We start from the raw sequence: 16,492 nt of genomic DNA, 5'->3' as shown, positions 1-16,492 counted from the left end.
ACGAACACAGATGGACAAAGTCAAACGACCGGTTTTTCAAAGACCGAAGCCGGATGATTTCTACATGAAACTGCACCGCGAGGTAGAGGAAACCGTACTTAAGAACGATTATTTCCACAAGCTCAACATAGCCAAAGCCTTTCTTTTCGTGGCTATGTATTTCGGGTTTTACGCGTGCATTCTGCTATTCGGAAGCAACACCGCGTTGTTGTTCTTTTTTTACATTTTACTTGGCTTTACGACCATCATGTTGTTCATCAACGCATTTCACGATGCGGCACACGGAGCGCTTTTCAAAAAGCCGAAATACAACCATGCGTTCATGTATGTGCTCGAGCTTTTCGGGACGAACAACTGGCTTTGGCAAAAGCGGCATATCGGACTTCACCATCCGCTGCCTAACGTTCCCGATTGGGATATCGACATCAAGCAAAGCGACATCATCCGTATTTTCCCAAACAGCACTTTGCTCAACGCCCACAAGTACCAGCATATCTATATGTGGTTCATTTATCCGTTGTATACGCTGAACTGGCTGTATCTGCGCGATTTCAAGGATTTTTTCGGAAATAAGGACAACTACGTGAAGCAACTCACGAAAATCCCGACGGTCGAGTTCTACAAATTGTTCGCGGCCAAGATCTTCAACCTTTGTTATTTGCTGATACTTCCGATCTTATTGCTTCCGCAACCGTGGTACGTGATTCTGGGCGCGTGGTTCGTATATCACTTCTCGGCGAGCGCTTTGGGCGTAATCGCTTTGGTTTCCACGCACGTGGATGAGGATGCGGCGTTCCCGATCGCTCCCGAAGACGGGAAATTCCAAACGACCTGGGCCGAACACCAAATGATCGTCACCAAGGATTTCAGTGCCGACAGCACGCTTGCGAATTTCATTTACGGCGGTTTCACGCATCATGTCGCCCATCATTTGTTCCCGGCGGTGGCGCACACCTATTATCCGCACATCACGCCTATCATCAAGAAATATGCGAAGGAATACGATTTGCCGTATACGTGTTATCCGTTTACGCATGCGGTGCGTTCGCATTTCCGATTGCTTAAGAATTGCGGGCATCCGGAGAATATTTTGAGAACTGGCGAACTTTAATCCGACCTTTTTTGGAACGCTTTTTTGGAACGCTGATGACGCTGATTTGCGCTGATTGACGCTGATTCGTATCCATCATTTAGCAAGTTATTCCTGATTTGTTGCATTATTTTCAAACGTTTGTATTAATCTTAGATTTTTAAATCAACTATAAAAATCTGCGCAAATCCTTGTCATCTGCGTCATCTGCGTTCCTAACAACATCCCCAACCACAACCATGAAATTAGTTTTCGCCTCCGCCAACCCAAACAAAATAGCCGAAATCAAAGCGATGCTTCCTCCAGAAATCGAATTGCTCGGTCTCGATGACATCGGCTGTACCGAAGACATTCCCGAAACCGCAGACACTATTGAAGGCAACGCCATCCTAAAAGCCGATTATGTGACCAAAAATTACGGTTACGATTGTTTTTCGGACGATTCGGGTCTCGAAGTCGTTGCGCTCGACGGTGCGCCCGGCGTGTATTCGGCCCGATATGCCGGTGAAGCCAAAGACGCGAATGCGAATATGGACAAATTGCTCGATGCGCTTCAAGGCGAGGAAAACCGAGGCGCGCAATTCAAAACGGTCATCGCGTTGAACCTCAACGGCAAGCAATATCTGTTCGACGGAATCGTGCGCGGACAAATCATCGAGGAGAAACTTGGCGACCAAGGATTTGGATACGATCCGATTTTCATACCCGAAGGAAAAAACCTGACTTTTGCGCAAATTCCGATGCGTGAAAAGGCCGCCATGAGCCATCGCGGTATCGCATTTTCGAAGCTCGTCTCTTTCCTTAAAAAGTAACTATTTGATTCTCAATCACAAATAAAAGACAAAGCGAATAGGTTTACCCACTTATTAACTCTACCTTTGCACCCAATTTTAAAAATTCATAATGAACAAATTTGAACAATTAGGACTAAACGAATCCCTTTTACAGGCTGTCGCGGACATGGGATTTGAGACTCCATCAGAAGTACAGGAAAAGGCGATTCCCCTATTGTTGGCCGACGAAATAGACATCGTCGCACTTGCGCAGACCGGAACCGGTAAAACGGCCGCGTTCGGTTTTCCACTTATCCAGAAACTGGATGTCAATAACAAGAATACACAAGCGCTTATCCTCGCCCCTACACGCGAACTTTGTTTGCAGATCACCAACGAGATCAAGCATTACTCGAAATACGTAAAAGGATTGCACACCGTAGCTGTTTACGGTGGCTCATCGATTACCGAACAAGCACGCGAAGTCCGCAAAGGCGCACAGATCATCGTGGCTACTCCGGGCCGTATGCAGGACATGATCAACCGCGGTTTGGTCAACATCACACAAATCAACTATTGCGTGCTCGACGAGGCCGACGAAATGCTCAACATGGGCTTTTACGAAGACATCGTCGCTATTTTGTCGACTACGCCCGACGAAAAGAAAACGTGGTTGTTCTCGGCTACGATGCCTGCCGAAGTGGCGCGCATCGCAAAAGAGTTCATGAGCGATCCTACAGAAATCACGGTCGGGACGAAAAACTCGGGTTCCGCGACCGTTTCCCACGAATTCTACATGGTGAACGCACGCGACCGTTACGAAGCGCTCAAGCGTTTGGCCGATGCGAACCCCGATATTTTCTCTGTTATTTTTTGCCGTACGAAACGCGATACGCAGCACGTTGCCGAAAAACTCATCGAGGACGGATACAACGCCGCCGCTTTGCACGGTGATTTGTCTCAGGCACAACGCGACTCTGTAATGAAATCGTTCCGCGGACGTGCGATCCAGATGTTGGTCGCTACAGATGTGGCCGCGCGTGGAATCGACGTCGATAACGTAACGCACGTAATCAACTACCAATTGCCCGACGAAATCGAAACTTACAACCACCGCTCGGGCCGTACAGGTCGTGCCGGAAAATTGGGGACTTCGATCGTGATCATCACCAAAAGCGAGTTGCGCAAAATTGCGATGATCGAACGCATCATCCGCCAGAAATTCGAGGAGAAACCGGTTCCTTCGGGCATCGAGATCTGCGAAATCCAGCTTTTCCACCTTGCCAACAAAATCAAGGATGTAGAAGTGGATCACGAGATCGACAGCTATTTGCCTGCGATCTACGAGGTGATGAAAGACCTTACGAAAGAGGAATTGATCAAAAAAATGGTTTCGGTAGAATTCAACCGATTCATCACGTATTATAAGAAAACACGCGATCTGTCTGCACAGACAGGCGATCGTGAGCGTCGTGATACCGTTTCCACACGCGATGGCGGAGCGGCCGTACGTTACTTCATCAACATCGGGTCACGCGATGACTTCGATTGGATGCAACTCAAGGATTTCCTTAAAGAAGTGCTTGAACTTGGCCGTGACGACGTATACAAAGTCGACGTAAAGGAAGGTTTCTCTTTCTTCAACACCGATGCCGAGCATACCGAAATGGTCATGGAAAAACTCAACAACATCACGCTTGAAGGCCGACGCATCAACGTAGAGGTTTCCAAGAACGAAGGCAGTTCGAACAACTCAAGACGCGACCACAACGGACGCGGAGGAGGTTTCTCGAGAGGCGGCGGATCATTCGGAGGCGGTTTCCGCGGCGAGAAAAAATCGTTCGGGGACAAGAAATCGTTCGGTGACAAGAAGTTCGGCGACAAGAAGTTCGGCGACAAGAAGCCTTTCGGCGAGAAAAAATCGTTCGGAGACAAGAAACCTTTCGCTAAAAACGAAGGTTCGGACAAGAAAAGACCGGACAGCTTCGCACCGCGCTCACCACGTCGTTCGGATAGTTTCGACACTCCGAAACCGAGACGTTCGAAAAAAGACTGATTCGGGCAAGCCTGAAAGAAATTCCAAATTCAAAAAAACAAATCCCAATCTTTAACGGTTGGGATTTGCTTTTTTGAATTAGGTGCTTCCGAGGGTTGTTAATTTATTAATAATTACGGGTCATCACCTTTTAATCTTAGCCCGTTTTACTACTTTTAGCACTTTAAAACCAAACATGAGATCGTTTACAGTCTTACTTTTTTTTGTGCTGTCGTTCAGCCTTTTCGCCCAGAACCAGCCCGCACCGCAAATTTCGGGTATCGTCTCGAACGATAACACGTCTTTGCCATTGGCCGGGGTGAACATCATCAACCTCAACAAGATAAAAGGCGCGATGACCGACGAGTACGGACGTTTCAAGATCGAGGCCGAAGTAAACGACACGCTTCACTTCTCACTAATCGGTTTCCAGCCGATCAAGGTGCGTGTGACCAACGACTGGGTCAAAAACAAAAGCACGACGATCCAGCTTACCGAAAAAGCCATCGCGCTCGAGGAAGTCATCATCCAGCCGTACCAGCTAACGGGTTATCTTGAAGTGGATACTAAACTGATCCCGAACAAGGAAGACCACCGTTACAGCATCGCCGGACTTAACAGCGCTTACGAAGGCGGGTCGTATGCTCCGGGCGCTTTCGGCAAGGTCATGGGCGCGATTTTCAACCCTGCCGACGCTCTGTATAACTTCTTCGGAAAAAAACCAAAAGAACTGCGCAAGATCAAGGACCTCAAGAAAGACCCGAATATCCGCAGCCTTCTCGAATCGAAATACGACCGCGAGACGATCGCCGTGCTTCTGGGCATAGACAAAAAGGATTTGCCCGAGATCTTGGCGCGTTGCAACTATTCGGAATCGTTTGCCAAGACCGCGAACGACTTGCAGGTTTTGGAGGCGATCAGCGAATGTTACGAGGAATACAAGATTTTGAAAAGCAAGTGATTTCTTGCCATAGAATATCGGGCCGCGGATAAACATCGCGGCTTTTTTTATAGGTTTGCGCAAACGAGGCTGGCCATGACAAACATTTTCCTTTCCGGGATTACGGGATCTGCCGTATTGCTGCTGCTTTTCTTCTTTCTGGTACTTACCACTGTCACGAGTTTGTTGACTTTATTGTTGCTCGAAAACATTCCGGCGACGAAGCGTTTTTTGGATAGGCAAAAAAGCAATGGCTGGCCAAAACTACAACTCACTTATCTTGGCGTTTTCTTTCTTGGAACGTCGCTTTTGGTTCTATTATTGACCATTTTTGAGAGCGTGAATGACGGAAAAGGAATCCTTTAGCGATTTCTTAATTTTTAAATCCGGTTTCGTTATTCCTGTTAAAATATTTCCTACACTTCTTCCGTTACGTTAAAATGAACGGAAAATCACTCACTTTGTCCGCTTTATCGCCTTGGTTCTGGTTGTCGGTGTTTACCGTCTTCTTTTACCTGATGATACGCATAACAGTGCAATACATCCCGTTCGACGCGGACATCGCTTTTTTGCGCATCAAGCAGTATGAGGTGACTTCTTTCCCGGAATATCTGCCGATTTTCTATATACACGTCTACAGTTCCATTTTTGTTTTGCTCGCCGGGTTCACGCAGTTCAGTTCGCGGATCCTGCACAAATTCCCGCAAGTACACCGTTACAACGGTCGTCTTTACGCTTATGTCGTATTGTTGCTTTCGGCACCGTCGGGGATTTATATCGGCTTCCATGCCAATGGCGGGCTCATGGCCAAGATCTCGTTCGTGCTTTTGGGCGCGCTATGGTTTTGGTTTACTTGGAAAGGCGTCGAAAGCATCCGTAAACGCGAGATCATCGACCATAAAAAGTGGATGTGGAGAAGCTTCGCGCTCGCATTTTCGGCGATCACGTTGCGGCTGTGGAAAGTGCTGATCGTTTTCTTTTTCGAACCTAATCCGATGGATGTCTATAAAATAGTAGCCTGGCTGGGCTGGATCCCCAATCTTTTGCTTGCCGAATATCTGTTAACCAAAAAACTTAGGAAATGAAAAAACTTGTTTTGCTTGCCTTGTTGGTTTCGGCGGCCTCGTGCTCGCTAAAGGAAACGGAAAAGAACGAAAAACTGCTCGCGTTGAACCACGCGACGACAGTAAACGACGACAGCCCTTATACGCAATTGTACGGTGCATGGACGGGTAAACTGCCCGATGAGCAAAACGCATCCGCATCGCGCACGGTCACCTATATCATTACAAGGATCGACAGCAAACACAAAACCGTGATCGGCAACCGCAGCATAGATGGGAAATCGCAATACGTGCACGGCAAAGTGACCGAGAATCAGAACAGTCTCGAGCTTACCTTCCGATTCTGGAATGACAAGCTGCGCAAACAACTCGAGCAAAAACTTGTGTTCGAAAACGGCAATCTCAAAGGATTTATCGAAGCCTCGCCCAAAGACAACCTGCCAGCTGTAGAATTCCCGTTGGAACGTAAAAAGCCCGAGTACCGTGCCGAGGTGATGACCGATTCGGTGAATTTTATCGATTGGGACAACCCGAAAAAGGAAAAAGCCTCGAGGAAAAAATACATACGCCCGTCGTATCCGGTTTCTACCGAAGCTACATACGTGCTTAACGCTTCCACCCAAAAATTCAAGGAATCCGATTTGAAAAACCTCAAAAAAACCGATCTGCAATTGTTGCGCAACACGATTTACGCACGCCACGGATATATTTTCAAAAACGAGAACCAAAACCGTTTCTTTACGCGTTTCGACTGGTACGTACCGGTTTCTACCGATGTCGAGAAGGATCTTACCGCGGTTGAGAAGGAGAATATCAAGTTGTTGGTGAGGTTTGAGAAGTATGCGGAGGATTATTATGAGTATTTTGGGCGTTGATATACACTGGCTGTGAGCGTGTGTTGTAAAATGACGTCGCTTGCAGCGGGCCTTCTTTTGTTTGGCAACAAAAGAAGCAAAAATGCCTTTAGCGCGACCGCTAAGGCGACCTGACATTTCCTCAATCCGGAAATGAAATAAACTCGCTGCGCTCAAACAGTATTTCATTTCTTCGGATTTTCAGAAAGTCTGGTGCCCGCCTGCGCGATCATGGCGCTGAAAAGCGTAAGTATTTATTGACATTTTGCTTGCGCGCTGCGCAAAATGTGTCTCCGGTAGAACCAATTTTGTAAAGGGAAGCTGTTAACTGCTACTCCCTCCTATTCCAATCGGGTCTCGAGAAATCTGGACTCGATGCGTTTTATATCCTTGATGGATTTGCGCGCCCAGTCGAGGCGTTTTTCGAGGATTTCGGCTTCGGATAACTTCCAGTCGATGTCGGAATTCCTGAGGCGTGAGGTCAAATTTTGCAGGATGATAGCAGCCGAGACCGATATGTTAAGACTTTCCGTGAATCCGACCATCGGGATTTTTAGGAAACCGTCGGCTTGGGCGATGACTTCGGGCGATAATCCGTTGCGCTCCGTTCCGAAGAAAATGGCCGATTTTTGCGTGATGTCGAATGCTTCGAGCGTACAATCGTCATTATGCGGCGTAGTCGCGATGATCTTGTATCCTTTGGCTTTCAGGTCGTCTATACAATCCTGCATGTTGGCGAAACGGTTGATGTCGACCCATTTTTCGGCTCCCATCGCGATTTCCTTGTCGATGCTCTTACCGTATTTTTCCTCTATCACATGAAGCTGTTGTATTCCGAAAACCTCGCAGGAACGCATCACGGCGCTGGTGTTGTGCAGTTGGTAGACGTCTTCCATCGCGACGGTGAAGTGATTCGTGCGGCGCGAAAGTACGTCGAGGAATTTGGCTTTTCTTGAATCTGTTAAGAAGGATTCGAGATGATTTAAGAGTTTGAGATCGATCATGGTATAAAGATAAAAGTTTTTAAATGCTTTGCATTCGGTGATATTTCGCCTGCAGCGGGCCTTCTTTTAGCTGCGCTGAATCTTCAGGCCCGGAAGGTCTTGTGATGCGTCAAGTCTCCTCTTGGTCTTCGATTTGTTTCGCAACAAAAGAAGCAAAAATGCGTAGCGCCAAATCGCAACCGCGACCTGACATCGCCCAAGGTTCGGAAACGAAAAGAACTCGCTGCGCTCAAACAGCTTTTCGTTTTTTTCCGAACCTTCGCCGGCCAGGCACCCGCCTATGCGATTAACGGCGCGACTAAGTGGAAGTGTTTATTGACATTTTGCTTGCGCGCTGCGCAAAATGTGTCTCCGGTAGAATCAATTTTGTAAAGGGGAGTAACAAACTTCGTTACTGCTACAGCCTTCTGAATAAACTTGTCGTGAGAATGTCGTCAGAAAGACAATCATTATTTTTGTCCTGTTTTTAAGTTCATCCAAACTTTGCCGAGTATTATGAAACAGCCAGCATTAGCAAAAAAGGTCGCGTCTTTGCGGATTGAAAAAGGACTGACCCAAGCCGAACTCGCCGAGATGTGCAACGTTACTGTCCGGACCATACAGCGCATAGAATCGGCAGAAGTAGAACCCGAAGCTTTACGGTGAAAACCATTTTCAGCGCTTTGGGACAAGAGGCTTACACGGGTAGTCCTTCGACCAGCCAAACAGACCGACTTACATTTCGCGACAGACTGGCGGACTTGTTTAACTTAAAAACGAATACCATGAAAAAACTTATGATCTTATCGACGCCGGTGGCGATGGCCATCGCGATTTTCTTTATTGCGACCTCACAGGGGTTCGCACAGAACAAAGTGGAAAAAGCGCTCGCGAAAGCCAACGACAACTTCTTGCAAGCGTTCAATTCGGGCAAGATGGACGCCGTAAAAGCAACTTATCTCGAATCGGCCTGTTCGGTACCCGGGCCAAGTGCCGAAATCTGCGGAAGCGCGAACATCCAAAAGTACTTCCAAACTTTGTACAGCGAAGGTTTCCGGTTCGTCGACCTTAAATCGAACAGCATTTCGGTGACCGATTCCGTGGCGATCGACAAAGGCATCTGGATCGCGAGTGTAGACGGGAAAAAGATTTCGGGAACGTATCTGACGCAATGGAAACTTGTGGATGGCGCGTGGAAAATCGAGAATGAAAGCTCGAACGTTTCGCAATCGGATGTAAGCTCGAGGTAGTTTTTGGGCCACGAATGGCGCTAATTAACCGATATTTATTTTAACGCCACGAATTGCACGAATATCACTAATCTTTATCTGATTTTACTGCAATTTTAAGTCACGAATATCACGGATCAATTGAATTATTATTTGTGTCATTCGTGTAATTTGTGGCTAAAAACACAGTAACAACTGCATCAGAATTAACGGCATTCGCGTAATTCGTGGCTAACCTCTATCTTAGTAACATGAAGAAAAAATTAGTGGTGCTCACAGGTGCCGGAATTTCGGCCGAATCAGGAATCAAGACGTTCCGCGATGCCGACGGATTGTGGGAAGGCCACGACGTCATGGAAGTCGCTTCGCCCGAAGGATGGCGTAAAAACCCCGAATTAGTTTTGGATTTCTACAACCAACGCCGTCGCCAACTCAAGGAAGTACGGCCTAATGCGGCCCATACCGGATTAGCGGAATTGGAAAAGGATTTCGAGGTGCATATCATCACCCAAAATGTCGACAACCTTCACGAGAGAGGAGGAAGTACGTCTGTATTGCATCTGCATGGCGAGCTTTTGAAAGTGCGCAGCATCGGCAACCCGAACCATATCCTCGATTGGGAAGATGATTTGTATTCGACCCATACCGATCCCGACGGTTTTCAACTACGCCCTCATATCGTATGGTTCGGAGAGGAAGTCCCGGCTTTGGAAGAAGCGGTTCATTTGACCGACCAAGCCGATATTTTTGCGGTGATCGGGACTTCGTTGCAAGTGTATCCGGCAGCCGGACTCGTTTCGTATACTCGGCCAGACGTCCCGGTATTCTATATCGACCCGAAACCGGCAGGTATTTCGGGAATCGGCCACAGGCTTGAAGTGATTTCAACGAGCGCTACCGAAGGCATTACGATCCTAAAGGAACGGCTCGCGAAAGAAGCCTGAAATTCGGCTTTCAAAGTAAGAAAGCCGGAACTTAGGGAAATCCCGGCTTTCGCACACCCAATCCATTAACTTAGGATCACTTAAAGGTAGGAAAACATAGGGTTGGGTTGTGTTAGGACGGGCTTAAAATTTAGGTAACCGATACATTGATTATCTGTCTAAAAGTACCTTACCTGAATATTTGCCTGCATATGTATTGACGAGCTGCATGATATAGTGGTTGCTTTTGTAAGGCGTGACGTGTTCTTTTACTTGTGAAGGTTCGGTAATTGTGATGTCGGAAGCCATATAGCCCATTCCGTAAAAACGGCCTTCCTCTACCCAGATACAACTGCGTTCGTCTTCGCTACGGCCTTTGTCTATAATGGCAAAGCTCTGCCTGTCTGTCGATAGGGAATCTATAAGGCCGGTGACTTTCTTGTTGTGTTGTTCCACATCGGGAAGGTTTTCCTTATCGGTTTTCGGAAACGGCACACCTTCGATCACGCTTCCGTATTTACAGAACCTTTGGTCGATGCGGAAGCGATCGGAAAGATCAAGTAGTGCCCTGACAGCCTCGTGTTGGGAATTGAAAGTCTCGAGACAGGTTTGGTATTTGCCCACTTTTCCAATCGCGAGGTAATGGTAACCGTTGCGTGCCTCGTATCCGAAAAGCCCGAACTTGGGCTCGAAACGTTTTAAAGCTCTATTATACGTAGGCCACAGTTTTTTGATTTCGACACATTCGAGCAGCAACGCCATGAGTTCGTTTCCACAGGTCTCGAACGAGATGCCGTGGATGTCGCGCAGAAAAAGTTGCCGTTGTGACGTGATCTTATGGCCCGTGAAATGCGACGTCACGCGCTTTTTGATGTTGACGGCCTTGCCAACGTAAATCACCTTTTTGGAACGGTCGTAAAAATAATACACACCCGGTTTTTCGGGCAGGCGCTCAAAGTCTTCAGGCGGCAAGTTAGGAGGCAATCGCTGGTCTTGCGAAGTCTTTTTGAGCATCTTGGCGATCTCGCCTTCGGTGTCCCACTCGAGCAGTCGCGAAAACAATACGACGGTCGCATCGGCATCGCCACCCGCGCGGTGTCGGTTCTCTATCGAAATATCCAGAACGCGGCACAGGTTTCCGAGGCTGTACGAACCCAATCCGGGGCGTACTTTGCGTGCGGCACGAACGGTACACAGTTTGCGCGCCGTCCATCTGAACCCTTCCTGTTCCAATTGGTGGCGTACGAACGAATAATCGAAGTTGACGTTATGAGCCACGAAAATGCGGTCGGAAAGCAAGTCGTACACCGTTTGGGCGATGTCGCCGAAAATGGGCGCGTCCTTAACCATTTCGTTGTTGATACCGGTGAGCGCAAAAATAGGCAACGGTATCTCTTTTTGCGGATTTACCAATGTTTCCCATTTTTCGATTACCTGCACACCGTCGTGAATCACGATCGCGATTTCGGTAATGCGGCTGCCCGAAGCATTGCCCCCGGTGGTTTCGATGTCGACTATGGCGTATTGGTGTTTTTTCATCAATCCTCACGTTTCGCGGTGAATCCTATGTCGGTAAAAGTATTGGAATTTTTCCAAAGTCATGATGGACACATTCCTAATTAACATTTTGAAATTAGCTGTAGCGGGTATATTCATGTCGATGTGTGAATATTCTCCGTACACGGAACATATGTGAAACACTGCTATCCAATATGTAAAACACTATACATCAGCGATATTTCACGCGGTATTTTTGTTTTACGCAATTAAAGTGTATGTTTATTATTCCAAAACAAATATTCTCCCAACACTTTCGGTATTGCATTTGGCAGAGGCTTTTTTCGGCCGATGGTCAATCTATTATTGCATTCCTTTTGCTCCTATCGTTTACCCAAAAAGCGCAAACCAAAATTTTTAACATATGAAACAATTTTACTTTTTTTTGATTTCCGCTTTAATGAGCGGATCGCTGTCGGCTCAGATGAGCTCGCGGTCATTCGTGCCTTTTAGTCCGGTCAACGCCGGCGGCGGACCCAGGTTTGTCGGCGCGACTCAATTCGACGCCACCGGCCTTCCGACATTCGGCCTTTACGGAATCGGGAATACTAACACCGAAACATTCAATGAAATCAATGCTTCGGGAAAATTATCGGGTTATATCAGACCTTTCAAGGGTACGATAAAAGGCATCCCTGCATTCGTGGACATCAATTTCGGTTTCAACGTCAATGCTTCCAATACCGATAGCCTTGCCGTAAGCACGATACTTTTTCCCGATGTGGGTAAAAACTCTTTCTCTGCAAGCACAACCCTCAATTTCGTTTTCGGCAACAAGCCAAATTACTATCTGGTGGGACCTTTCTACGAGTTTGCGAACAAAACCATCAAAGGCCGCAACGAAGATTCGACGCGCAATTTCTACACGCTCAACAACTCGTTCGGTTTGAACCTGCAATACTTGTTTGTCGAAGGTAACGACAAGGTCAGTTTCGCGATTTCGCCTTACCTGGCTTTCCTGGATGTTCCCAACCCTGGAAAAGAGGACTATAAATACCTGTTGACAGGCGACGAAGATTCGCCTCTTGCCACGAGCGTGAACTCATGGGGTGCCAAGGTCACGTTCCAGTATAATTACTTCCAGATATTCGCCGATTTCCGCACGGTAAAAGGAAGTGAAGAAGAATTGCCCGTTTCGGGTTTCAAGGGTTTCCATCCCAATATCGGGATTGTGTTCAATGCCGAAATCTTTGAGAAATAGCCAATAGAAACGATCATCAAAATTCATAACTATTAATTCCTTTTAAAATGTCTGCTCACAAAAAATGTAATTGCTCGAAGGAATTCGATGCGGAAACCTCCTACCGCAGGTTAAATGAAAAATATAACGATCTTGTTGAAATCATATCCGAAAACCTGGTCACCGACGCAAATAAAAGAGGGTTGTCCGATCGTGAAATGAAGGATTTCAGCCTCGACGTCTTAATGAGAATCGTCGGAGGCAAAAAGGTAGGTCATGGCGGCTATCCGGATTGCGCTTTAGTAGGCAGGAGAAACAGCAACGGTTCGCTGGACTGGTTTTGTTCCGGCGTCCTCATTCATCCAAGAATTGTCCTGACCGCAGCACATTGCTACAATCCGTCTAATTCTTACGTAGTGCTCTTGGGACGAATAGCCAAAATTCACTTGCGGAAGCGGAAATCATCCAAGCCAAAAAAGCCATACCGCATATCGGCTATCAACAGACCAAGAAATACTATGATATATGTGTCATCGTTTTAGGAGCTGACGCCAGGACAACGCCCGTACCGATTGCAATCGATACGGAAGTCAATGCCGCCCAAAAGACTACTTTGGTAGGTTTTGGAAATGAAGACGTGTACAGCACCGTAGGATTCGGCACAAAAAGAGAGGTCAACGTCGATATTACCAGCATCAGGAGGTTTCCGAGCCAAAATCTCGACGCGGATGAAGTACGCTACGGATATGAATCGGATCTCGAATTCGTTGCCGGAGGTAAAGGATTCGATTCGTGCAACGGCGACAGCGGCGGACCTGCCTACATAATCGTCGACGGCGTTCGAAAATTGGCCGGGCTTACGTCGAGGGCTACCGACGGCGCAAGTAATCCTTGCGGAGAAGGAGGAATCTATACAAGGGTCGACGCTTTTACGGAATTTATTTATGGACTTGTACCAAAGACGTGATTATGGTTTTACATGTAAAACGCCAGACAGATTTTCCCAATGAGTTGACTATTCTTCGCTCGTCCGGTAATTCTTTGTCATCGTATAATGGAATCTTTTACCATTTACTGACATTTCGTAACAAGCATGTGTTCAGATCTACCGTCATCCAAAAAAAATTTCCTCCCAAAAACCCCACCATCGACCAACGGTAAACTCCTTTGCCTATTTTTATGACTTCCAAATGCAAATACCCTGTTTTCGCAGCGTATTAATCCTTAATCTATCATACTTATGAAAAAATTACTTGCATTTGGATTGTTGTGCTATTCCCTCGGGAACGCGCAGTGTATCAACGGACCGTCTACGATCACGGCAGGCACGAACGCTACCTTTACCTCTGCCGTCGCCGCCCAGTGCAGCGACTGTTACGACTGGGACATCAACGGCGATCCCAACGCCACGGCCAACTCTACGGTTGGGAACATCAAGATTTCGGGAAGCGATACCGGAAGTTCGGTCACGATATCGGCACTCGGCGTCGGCCCTTTCAGCATTGAACTCACTTATTTCGACGAGACCGGCTGCCACGAATGTACCTTTAACGGCAATGTCGTGGGCGGTGCGACGCCAATGCCGAAGTTCAGTTGCTTCGGATTCGACCCAGCTTCACCTTTGACCACAGACCCTTATTTAGGCACGCTCAACGAGTTCTTTATCAGCGGAACAGGACTTGGCGCATCGGGACTTTCGTATCAATGGTTCTGGATATATGCCGATTATACGCCCGGGTCGGCATACGGCCTCAATGCGCAGGTGTGGGAAAAATGCCCCGACAACCCGATCATCTCGTTCGGCGTGATCATCACCAACGGTACGACCACCAACAAATATTATTCAGGACCTGCAACCGGCCCTTACCACATACCGGGATTCGGTTCGGCTTCGGCACGCACCTGCTTCCTGCATCCTGATTGCGATCCTATGGACGGTTACCGCACCGGCGCGATAAAAGAAAGCAAATCGACGATCGTTCCAGTACCTAACCCGACAAAAGGCATCGTGACGCTTCAAGGCGAAAACACCGAAGGTTATACCGTTACCGTATTCGATTCGAAAGGCAAAACGATCATTGGCAAACAAGCTCTCGATACGCAAATCGATCTTAGCAAATATCCTGTAGATGTCTATCCCTACAAAGTTTATGACAAGGACGGAAGATTTGTCGAAGAAGGGAAAATATTAAAGAATTAAGCCAGGCCGGGGAACCGGCCTTTTTTATTGCCAAAAGCAGACACAAACAAAAAAGCCGACTCTTTCAAGTCGGCTTTTATTCAAGTAACAAATATCTTAAATAACCGTTACGTTCACTGCGTTAGGCCCTTTTTTCCCTTGTTCTACGGAATAGGTAACCTTGTCATTTTCACGAACGCGGCCGTTGAGGCCACTTTCATGTACGAACACATCATCTCCTCCGTTATCCGGAGTGATAAATCCGAAGCCTTTTGCTTCATTGAAAAACTTGATTGTTCCTTCTTTCATTTTAAAAAATTTGAAGCAAAAGTACATTTTTATTTAAAACTTTTTAATATTTTAAATATTTAATTTGAAAGTTTTCAATTTCGTGTATTTTTATGCGGACTTTAATCGGACTCGTCTTCCCAAAATCGATCTTTATGTTAAATCTTAGACAATAAAAGCGTCCGCGCGCACTTTTGACCGAAAAACAGAGTTATAACACAAAGGGTTAGTTCCCACATGCTATTTTTCACTACCGCGGCTTCGGCTGTTATTTTTTCCTCCCAAATGCTATCTACCGTAAAATTCCAAGGGGCTTCTAAATCCCGATTCCTCTCTGTGGCCAATTCGCGCGTCAATTCGTACTTCCGCGAAGCCAACCTTTCCAAGAAAGCCAATGGTGCGATGTGGTTCAAGACGAGCTTGTATCTGTTCGCGTTCTTCGGACTTTATGCGGCCATCATTTCGAATTCGTTTACGATTTGGACGATGTTGGGCTTGTCTGCATTACTTGGAATGGTCAGCGCCTTCGTCGGATTCAATGTTTGCCACGACGCGATCCACGGATCTTTTTCGGAAAGCAAGACCGTCAATAAGATATTGAGCTGGTTGTTCAACCTATTGGGCGCCAATCCTTATGTGTGGAGCATTTCGCACAATCTCGTGCACCACAACTATACGAATATTCCGGGCCATGACGAGGATATCGACATTGCGCCGGGACTGATCAGGATCACTTCGTGCGAACCGATTCGCCATATCCAGAAATACCAGCACCTTTACGCGTTTCAATTGTATAGCTTGGCGTCACTTTCGTGGCTTTTCCGCAAGGATTTCAAGAAGTTCTTCCAGCCGACTATGGGGCCGTTCGAAGCGAAGCATCCGAAAATAGAATACTTCAACCTATTTTTTTATAAAGCTGTCTACCTGTCGCTGTTCGTGCTGCTGCCTTTGTTGGTGCTCGATGCGGCCTGGTATCAAATCCTCGTCGGGTTTCTCGTGATGCATTTGGCGCAAGGCCTTACGATGGGACTCGTGTTCCAATTGGCGCATGTAGTTGAAGGAACCGGCTTCCCTACCCCGAACGATTCCGGAAGCATAGAGGAAAACTGGGCCGAACACCAAATGCATACCACGGCGAATTTTTCTACACAAAGTCGTACGGCCGCGTTTCTTTTGGGCGGATTGAATCGTCAGATCGAACACCATCTGTTCCCGACGATATGCCATATCCATTATCCGGCGATCGGGAAAATACTCAAAGAGACGGCAATCGAGTTCAATATCCCCTATATTGAAAACCGCACCTTCCTGACCGCATTGCGTTCGCATTACCGCATCCTCAAAAAGTTCGGAAACGAGGCTCGTGCAACGGCCTGATGCGAACCTTAACCATTCCA

Annotated in this window: 16 protein-coding genes and 1 pseudogene; 14 read left to right on the top strand and 3 right to left on the bottom strand. The window is 47.1% G+C overall.

What is annotated here, in order from left to right; translation table 11 throughout:
* Nucleotides 1-10: 10 nt before the first annotated feature.
* The 7 genes from HZF10_RS00190 to HZF10_RS00160 all read left to right on the top strand — a co-directional run bounded on the left by HZF10_RS00190 (nt 11) and on the right by HZF10_RS00160 (nt 6,777).
* Nucleotides 11-1,111, top strand: a complete 1,101-nt coding sequence (locus HZF10_RS00190) for a fatty acid desaturase family protein (protein WP_176004142.1) — start codon at nt 11-13, stop codon at nt 1,109-1,111.
* Between the two features lie 218 nt (nt 1,112-1,329).
* Nucleotides 1,330-1,902 (top strand): non-canonical purine NTP diphosphatase, encoded by a 573-nt coding sequence (locus tag HZF10_RS00185; RefSeq protein WP_176004141.1) that lies wholly within the window; start codon nt 1,330-1,332, stop codon nt 1,900-1,902.
* A gap of 91 nt (nt 1,903-1,993) precedes the next feature.
* Nucleotides 1,994-3,919 carry a DEAD/DEAH box helicase gene (locus HZF10_RS00180; RefSeq protein ID WP_176004140.1) on the top strand — a complete coding sequence of 642 codons (1,926 nt, stop codon included), beginning with the start codon at nt 1,994-1,996 and terminating at the stop codon, nt 3,917-3,919.
* 175 nt (nt 3,920-4,094) lie between these two features.
* A complete protein-coding gene (locus HZF10_RS00175; RefSeq protein ID WP_176004139.1) occupies nt 4,095-4,859 on the top strand; it encodes a carboxypeptidase-like regulatory domain-containing protein in 765 nt (254 codons plus the stop codon).
* A 75-nt stretch (nt 4,860-4,934) separates the two neighbouring features.
* Entirely contained in the window at nt 4,935-5,204 is a 270-nt protein-coding gene (locus HZF10_RS00170; protein ID WP_176004138.1) for a hypothetical protein, read from the top strand.
* Nucleotides 5,205-5,278: 74 nt separating this feature from the next.
* Nucleotides 5,279-5,923 (top strand): DUF2306 domain-containing protein, encoded by a 645-nt coding sequence (locus HZF10_RS00165; RefSeq protein ID WP_246282407.1) that lies wholly within the window; start codon nt 5,279-5,281, stop codon nt 5,921-5,923.
* The gene (locus tag HZF10_RS00160; protein WP_176004137.1) at nt 5,920-6,777 is read left to right on the top strand and encodes a YARHG domain-containing protein; all 858 of its coding nucleotides are present in this window, start codon (nt 5,920-5,922) and stop codon (nt 6,775-6,777) included. The genes HZF10_RS00165 and HZF10_RS00160 overlap by 4 nt, the downstream gene beginning before the upstream one ends.
* 320 nt (nt 6,778-7,097) lie before the next feature.
* Here HZF10_RS00160 and HZF10_RS00155 read toward each other — a convergent pair whose 3' ends face one another.
* On the bottom strand, nt 7,098-7,760 hold the full coding sequence (locus HZF10_RS00155; RefSeq protein WP_176004136.1) for a TrmH family RNA methyltransferase: 663 nt from the start codon (nt 7,758-7,760) through the stop codon (nt 7,098-7,100).
* Between the two features lie 495 nt (nt 7,761-8,255).
* Between HZF10_RS00155 and HZF10_RS00150 the strand changes: the two genes are divergently transcribed.
* The 3 genes from HZF10_RS00150 to HZF10_RS00140 all read left to right on the top strand — a co-directional run bounded on the left by HZF10_RS00150 (nt 8,256) and on the right by HZF10_RS00140 (nt 9,912).
* Complete coding sequence (locus HZF10_RS00150; RefSeq protein WP_176004135.1) at nt 8,256-8,405, top strand: helix-turn-helix transcriptional regulator; 150 nt, start codon at nt 8,256-8,258, stop codon at nt 8,403-8,405.
* A 119-nt stretch (nt 8,406-8,524) separates the two neighbouring features.
* On the top strand, nt 8,525-8,989 hold the full coding sequence (locus HZF10_RS00145) for a YybH family protein (protein ID WP_176004134.1): 465 nt from the start codon (nt 8,525-8,527) through the stop codon (nt 8,987-8,989).
* 230 nt (nt 8,990-9,219) lie between these two features.
* A complete protein-coding gene (locus HZF10_RS00140) occupies nt 9,220-9,912 on the top strand; it encodes an SIR2 family NAD-dependent protein deacylase (protein WP_176004133.1) in 693 nt (230 codons plus the stop codon).
* Between the two features lie 150 nt (nt 9,913-10,062).
* On the opposite strand, the gene HZF10_RS00135 is transcribed toward HZF10_RS00140, so the two are convergent.
* The gene (locus tag HZF10_RS00135; protein WP_176004132.1) at nt 10,063-11,430 is read right to left on the bottom strand and encodes an exonuclease domain-containing protein; all 1,368 of its coding nucleotides are present in this window, start codon (nt 11,428-11,430) and stop codon (nt 10,063-10,065) included.
* Between the two features lie 382 nt (nt 11,431-11,812).
* On the opposite strand from HZF10_RS00135, the gene HZF10_RS00130 reads away from it, so the two are divergent.
* The 3 genes and pseudogenes from HZF10_RS00130 to HZF10_RS00115 all read left to right on the top strand — a co-directional run bounded on the left by HZF10_RS00130 (nt 11,813) and on the right by HZF10_RS00115 (nt 14,828).
* Nucleotides 11,813-12,649: a hypothetical protein gene (locus HZF10_RS00130; protein ID WP_176004131.1), complete on the top strand. Its 837-nt coding sequence runs from the start codon at nt 11,813-11,815 to the stop codon at nt 12,647-12,649.
* A 47-nt stretch (nt 12,650-12,696) separates the two neighbouring features.
* Nucleotides 12,697-13,595: pseudogene (locus HZF10_RS18145) on the top strand (S1 family peptidase).
* A gap of 273 nt (nt 13,596-13,868) precedes the next feature.
* Nucleotides 13,869-14,828: a T9SS type A sorting domain-containing protein gene (locus HZF10_RS00115; RefSeq protein WP_176004129.1), complete on the top strand. Its 960-nt coding sequence runs from the start codon at nt 13,869-13,871 to the stop codon at nt 14,826-14,828.
* A 96-nt stretch (nt 14,829-14,924) separates the two neighbouring features.
* Here the strand turns inward: HZF10_RS00115 and HZF10_RS00110 are convergent, their stop codons facing one another.
* Complete coding sequence (locus HZF10_RS00110; RefSeq protein WP_176004128.1) at nt 14,925-15,116, bottom strand: cold-shock protein; 192 nt, start codon at nt 15,114-15,116, stop codon at nt 14,925-14,927.
* Nucleotides 15,117-15,332: 216 nt separating this feature from the next.
* Here HZF10_RS00110 and HZF10_RS00105 point away from each other — a divergent pair, with 216 nt between their 5' ends.
* A complete protein-coding gene (locus HZF10_RS00105) occupies nt 15,333-16,472 on the top strand; it encodes a fatty acid desaturase family protein (protein WP_246282405.1) in 1,140 nt (379 codons plus the stop codon).
* Nucleotides 16,473-16,492: the final 20 nt, after the last annotated feature.

Origin of the sequence: Flavobacterium agri (genome assembly GCF_013401995.1) — a bacterium.
GTDB lineage: Bacteria > Bacteroidota > Bacteroidia > Flavobacteriales > Flavobacteriaceae > Flavobacterium > Flavobacterium agri.
Note: the sequence above shows the minus strand (reverse complement) of the source record. Positions and strands in the feature narration are given on the sequence as shown.

Bases quoted from the DNA above. Each gene is read 5' to 3' on its own strand.
- HZF10_RS00190 (WP_176004142.1), top strand. From the start codon at position 11: ATGGACAAAGTCAAACGACCGGTTTTTCAAAGACCGAAGCCGGATGAT.
- HZF10_RS00185 (WP_176004141.1), top strand. From the start codon at position 1,330: ATGAAATTAGTTTTCGCCTCCGCCAACCCAAACAAAATAGCCGAAATC.
- HZF10_RS00180 (WP_176004140.1), top strand. From the start codon at position 1,994: ATGAACAAATTTGAACAATTAGGACTAAACGAATCCCTTTTACAGGCT.
- HZF10_RS00175 (WP_176004139.1), top strand. From the start codon at position 4,095: ATGAGATCGTTTACAGTCTTACTTTTTTTTGTGCTGTCGTTCAGCCTT.
- HZF10_RS00170 (WP_176004138.1), top strand. From the start codon at position 4,935: ATGACAAACATTTTCCTTTCCGGGATTACGGGATCTGCCGTATTGCTG.
- HZF10_RS00165 (WP_246282407.1), top strand. From the start codon at position 5,279: ATGAACGGAAAATCACTCACTTTGTCCGCTTTATCGCCTTGGTTCTGG.
- HZF10_RS00160 (WP_176004137.1), top strand. From the start codon at position 5,920: ATGAAAAAACTTGTTTTGCTTGCCTTGTTGGTTTCGGCGGCCTCGTGC.
- HZF10_RS00155 (WP_176004136.1), bottom strand. From the start codon at position 7,760: ATGATCGATCTCAAACTCTTAAATCATCTCGAATCCTTCTTAACAGAT.
- HZF10_RS00150 (WP_176004135.1), top strand. From the start codon at position 8,256: ATGAAACAGCCAGCATTAGCAAAAAAGGTCGCGTCTTTGCGGATTGAA.
- HZF10_RS00145 (WP_176004134.1), top strand. From the start codon at position 8,525: ATGAAAAAACTTATGATCTTATCGACGCCGGTGGCGATGGCCATCGCG.
- HZF10_RS00140 (WP_176004133.1), top strand. From the start codon at position 9,220: ATGAAGAAAAAATTAGTGGTGCTCACAGGTGCCGGAATTTCGGCCGAA.
- HZF10_RS00135 (WP_176004132.1), bottom strand. From the start codon at position 11,430: ATGAAAAAACACCAATACGCCATAGTCGACATCGAAACCACCGGGGGC.
- HZF10_RS00130 (WP_176004131.1), top strand. From the start codon at position 11,813: ATGAAACAATTTTACTTTTTTTTGATTTCCGCTTTAATGAGCGGATCG.
- HZF10_RS00115 (WP_176004129.1), top strand. From the start codon at position 13,869: ATGAAAAAATTACTTGCATTTGGATTGTTGTGCTATTCCCTCGGGAAC.
- HZF10_RS00110 (WP_176004128.1), bottom strand. From the start codon at position 15,116: ATGAAAGAAGGAACAATCAAGTTTTTCAATGAAGCAAAAGGCTTCGGA.
- HZF10_RS00105 (WP_246282405.1), top strand. From the start codon at position 15,333: ATGCTATTTTTCACTACCGCGGCTTCGGCTGTTATTTTTTCCTCCCAA.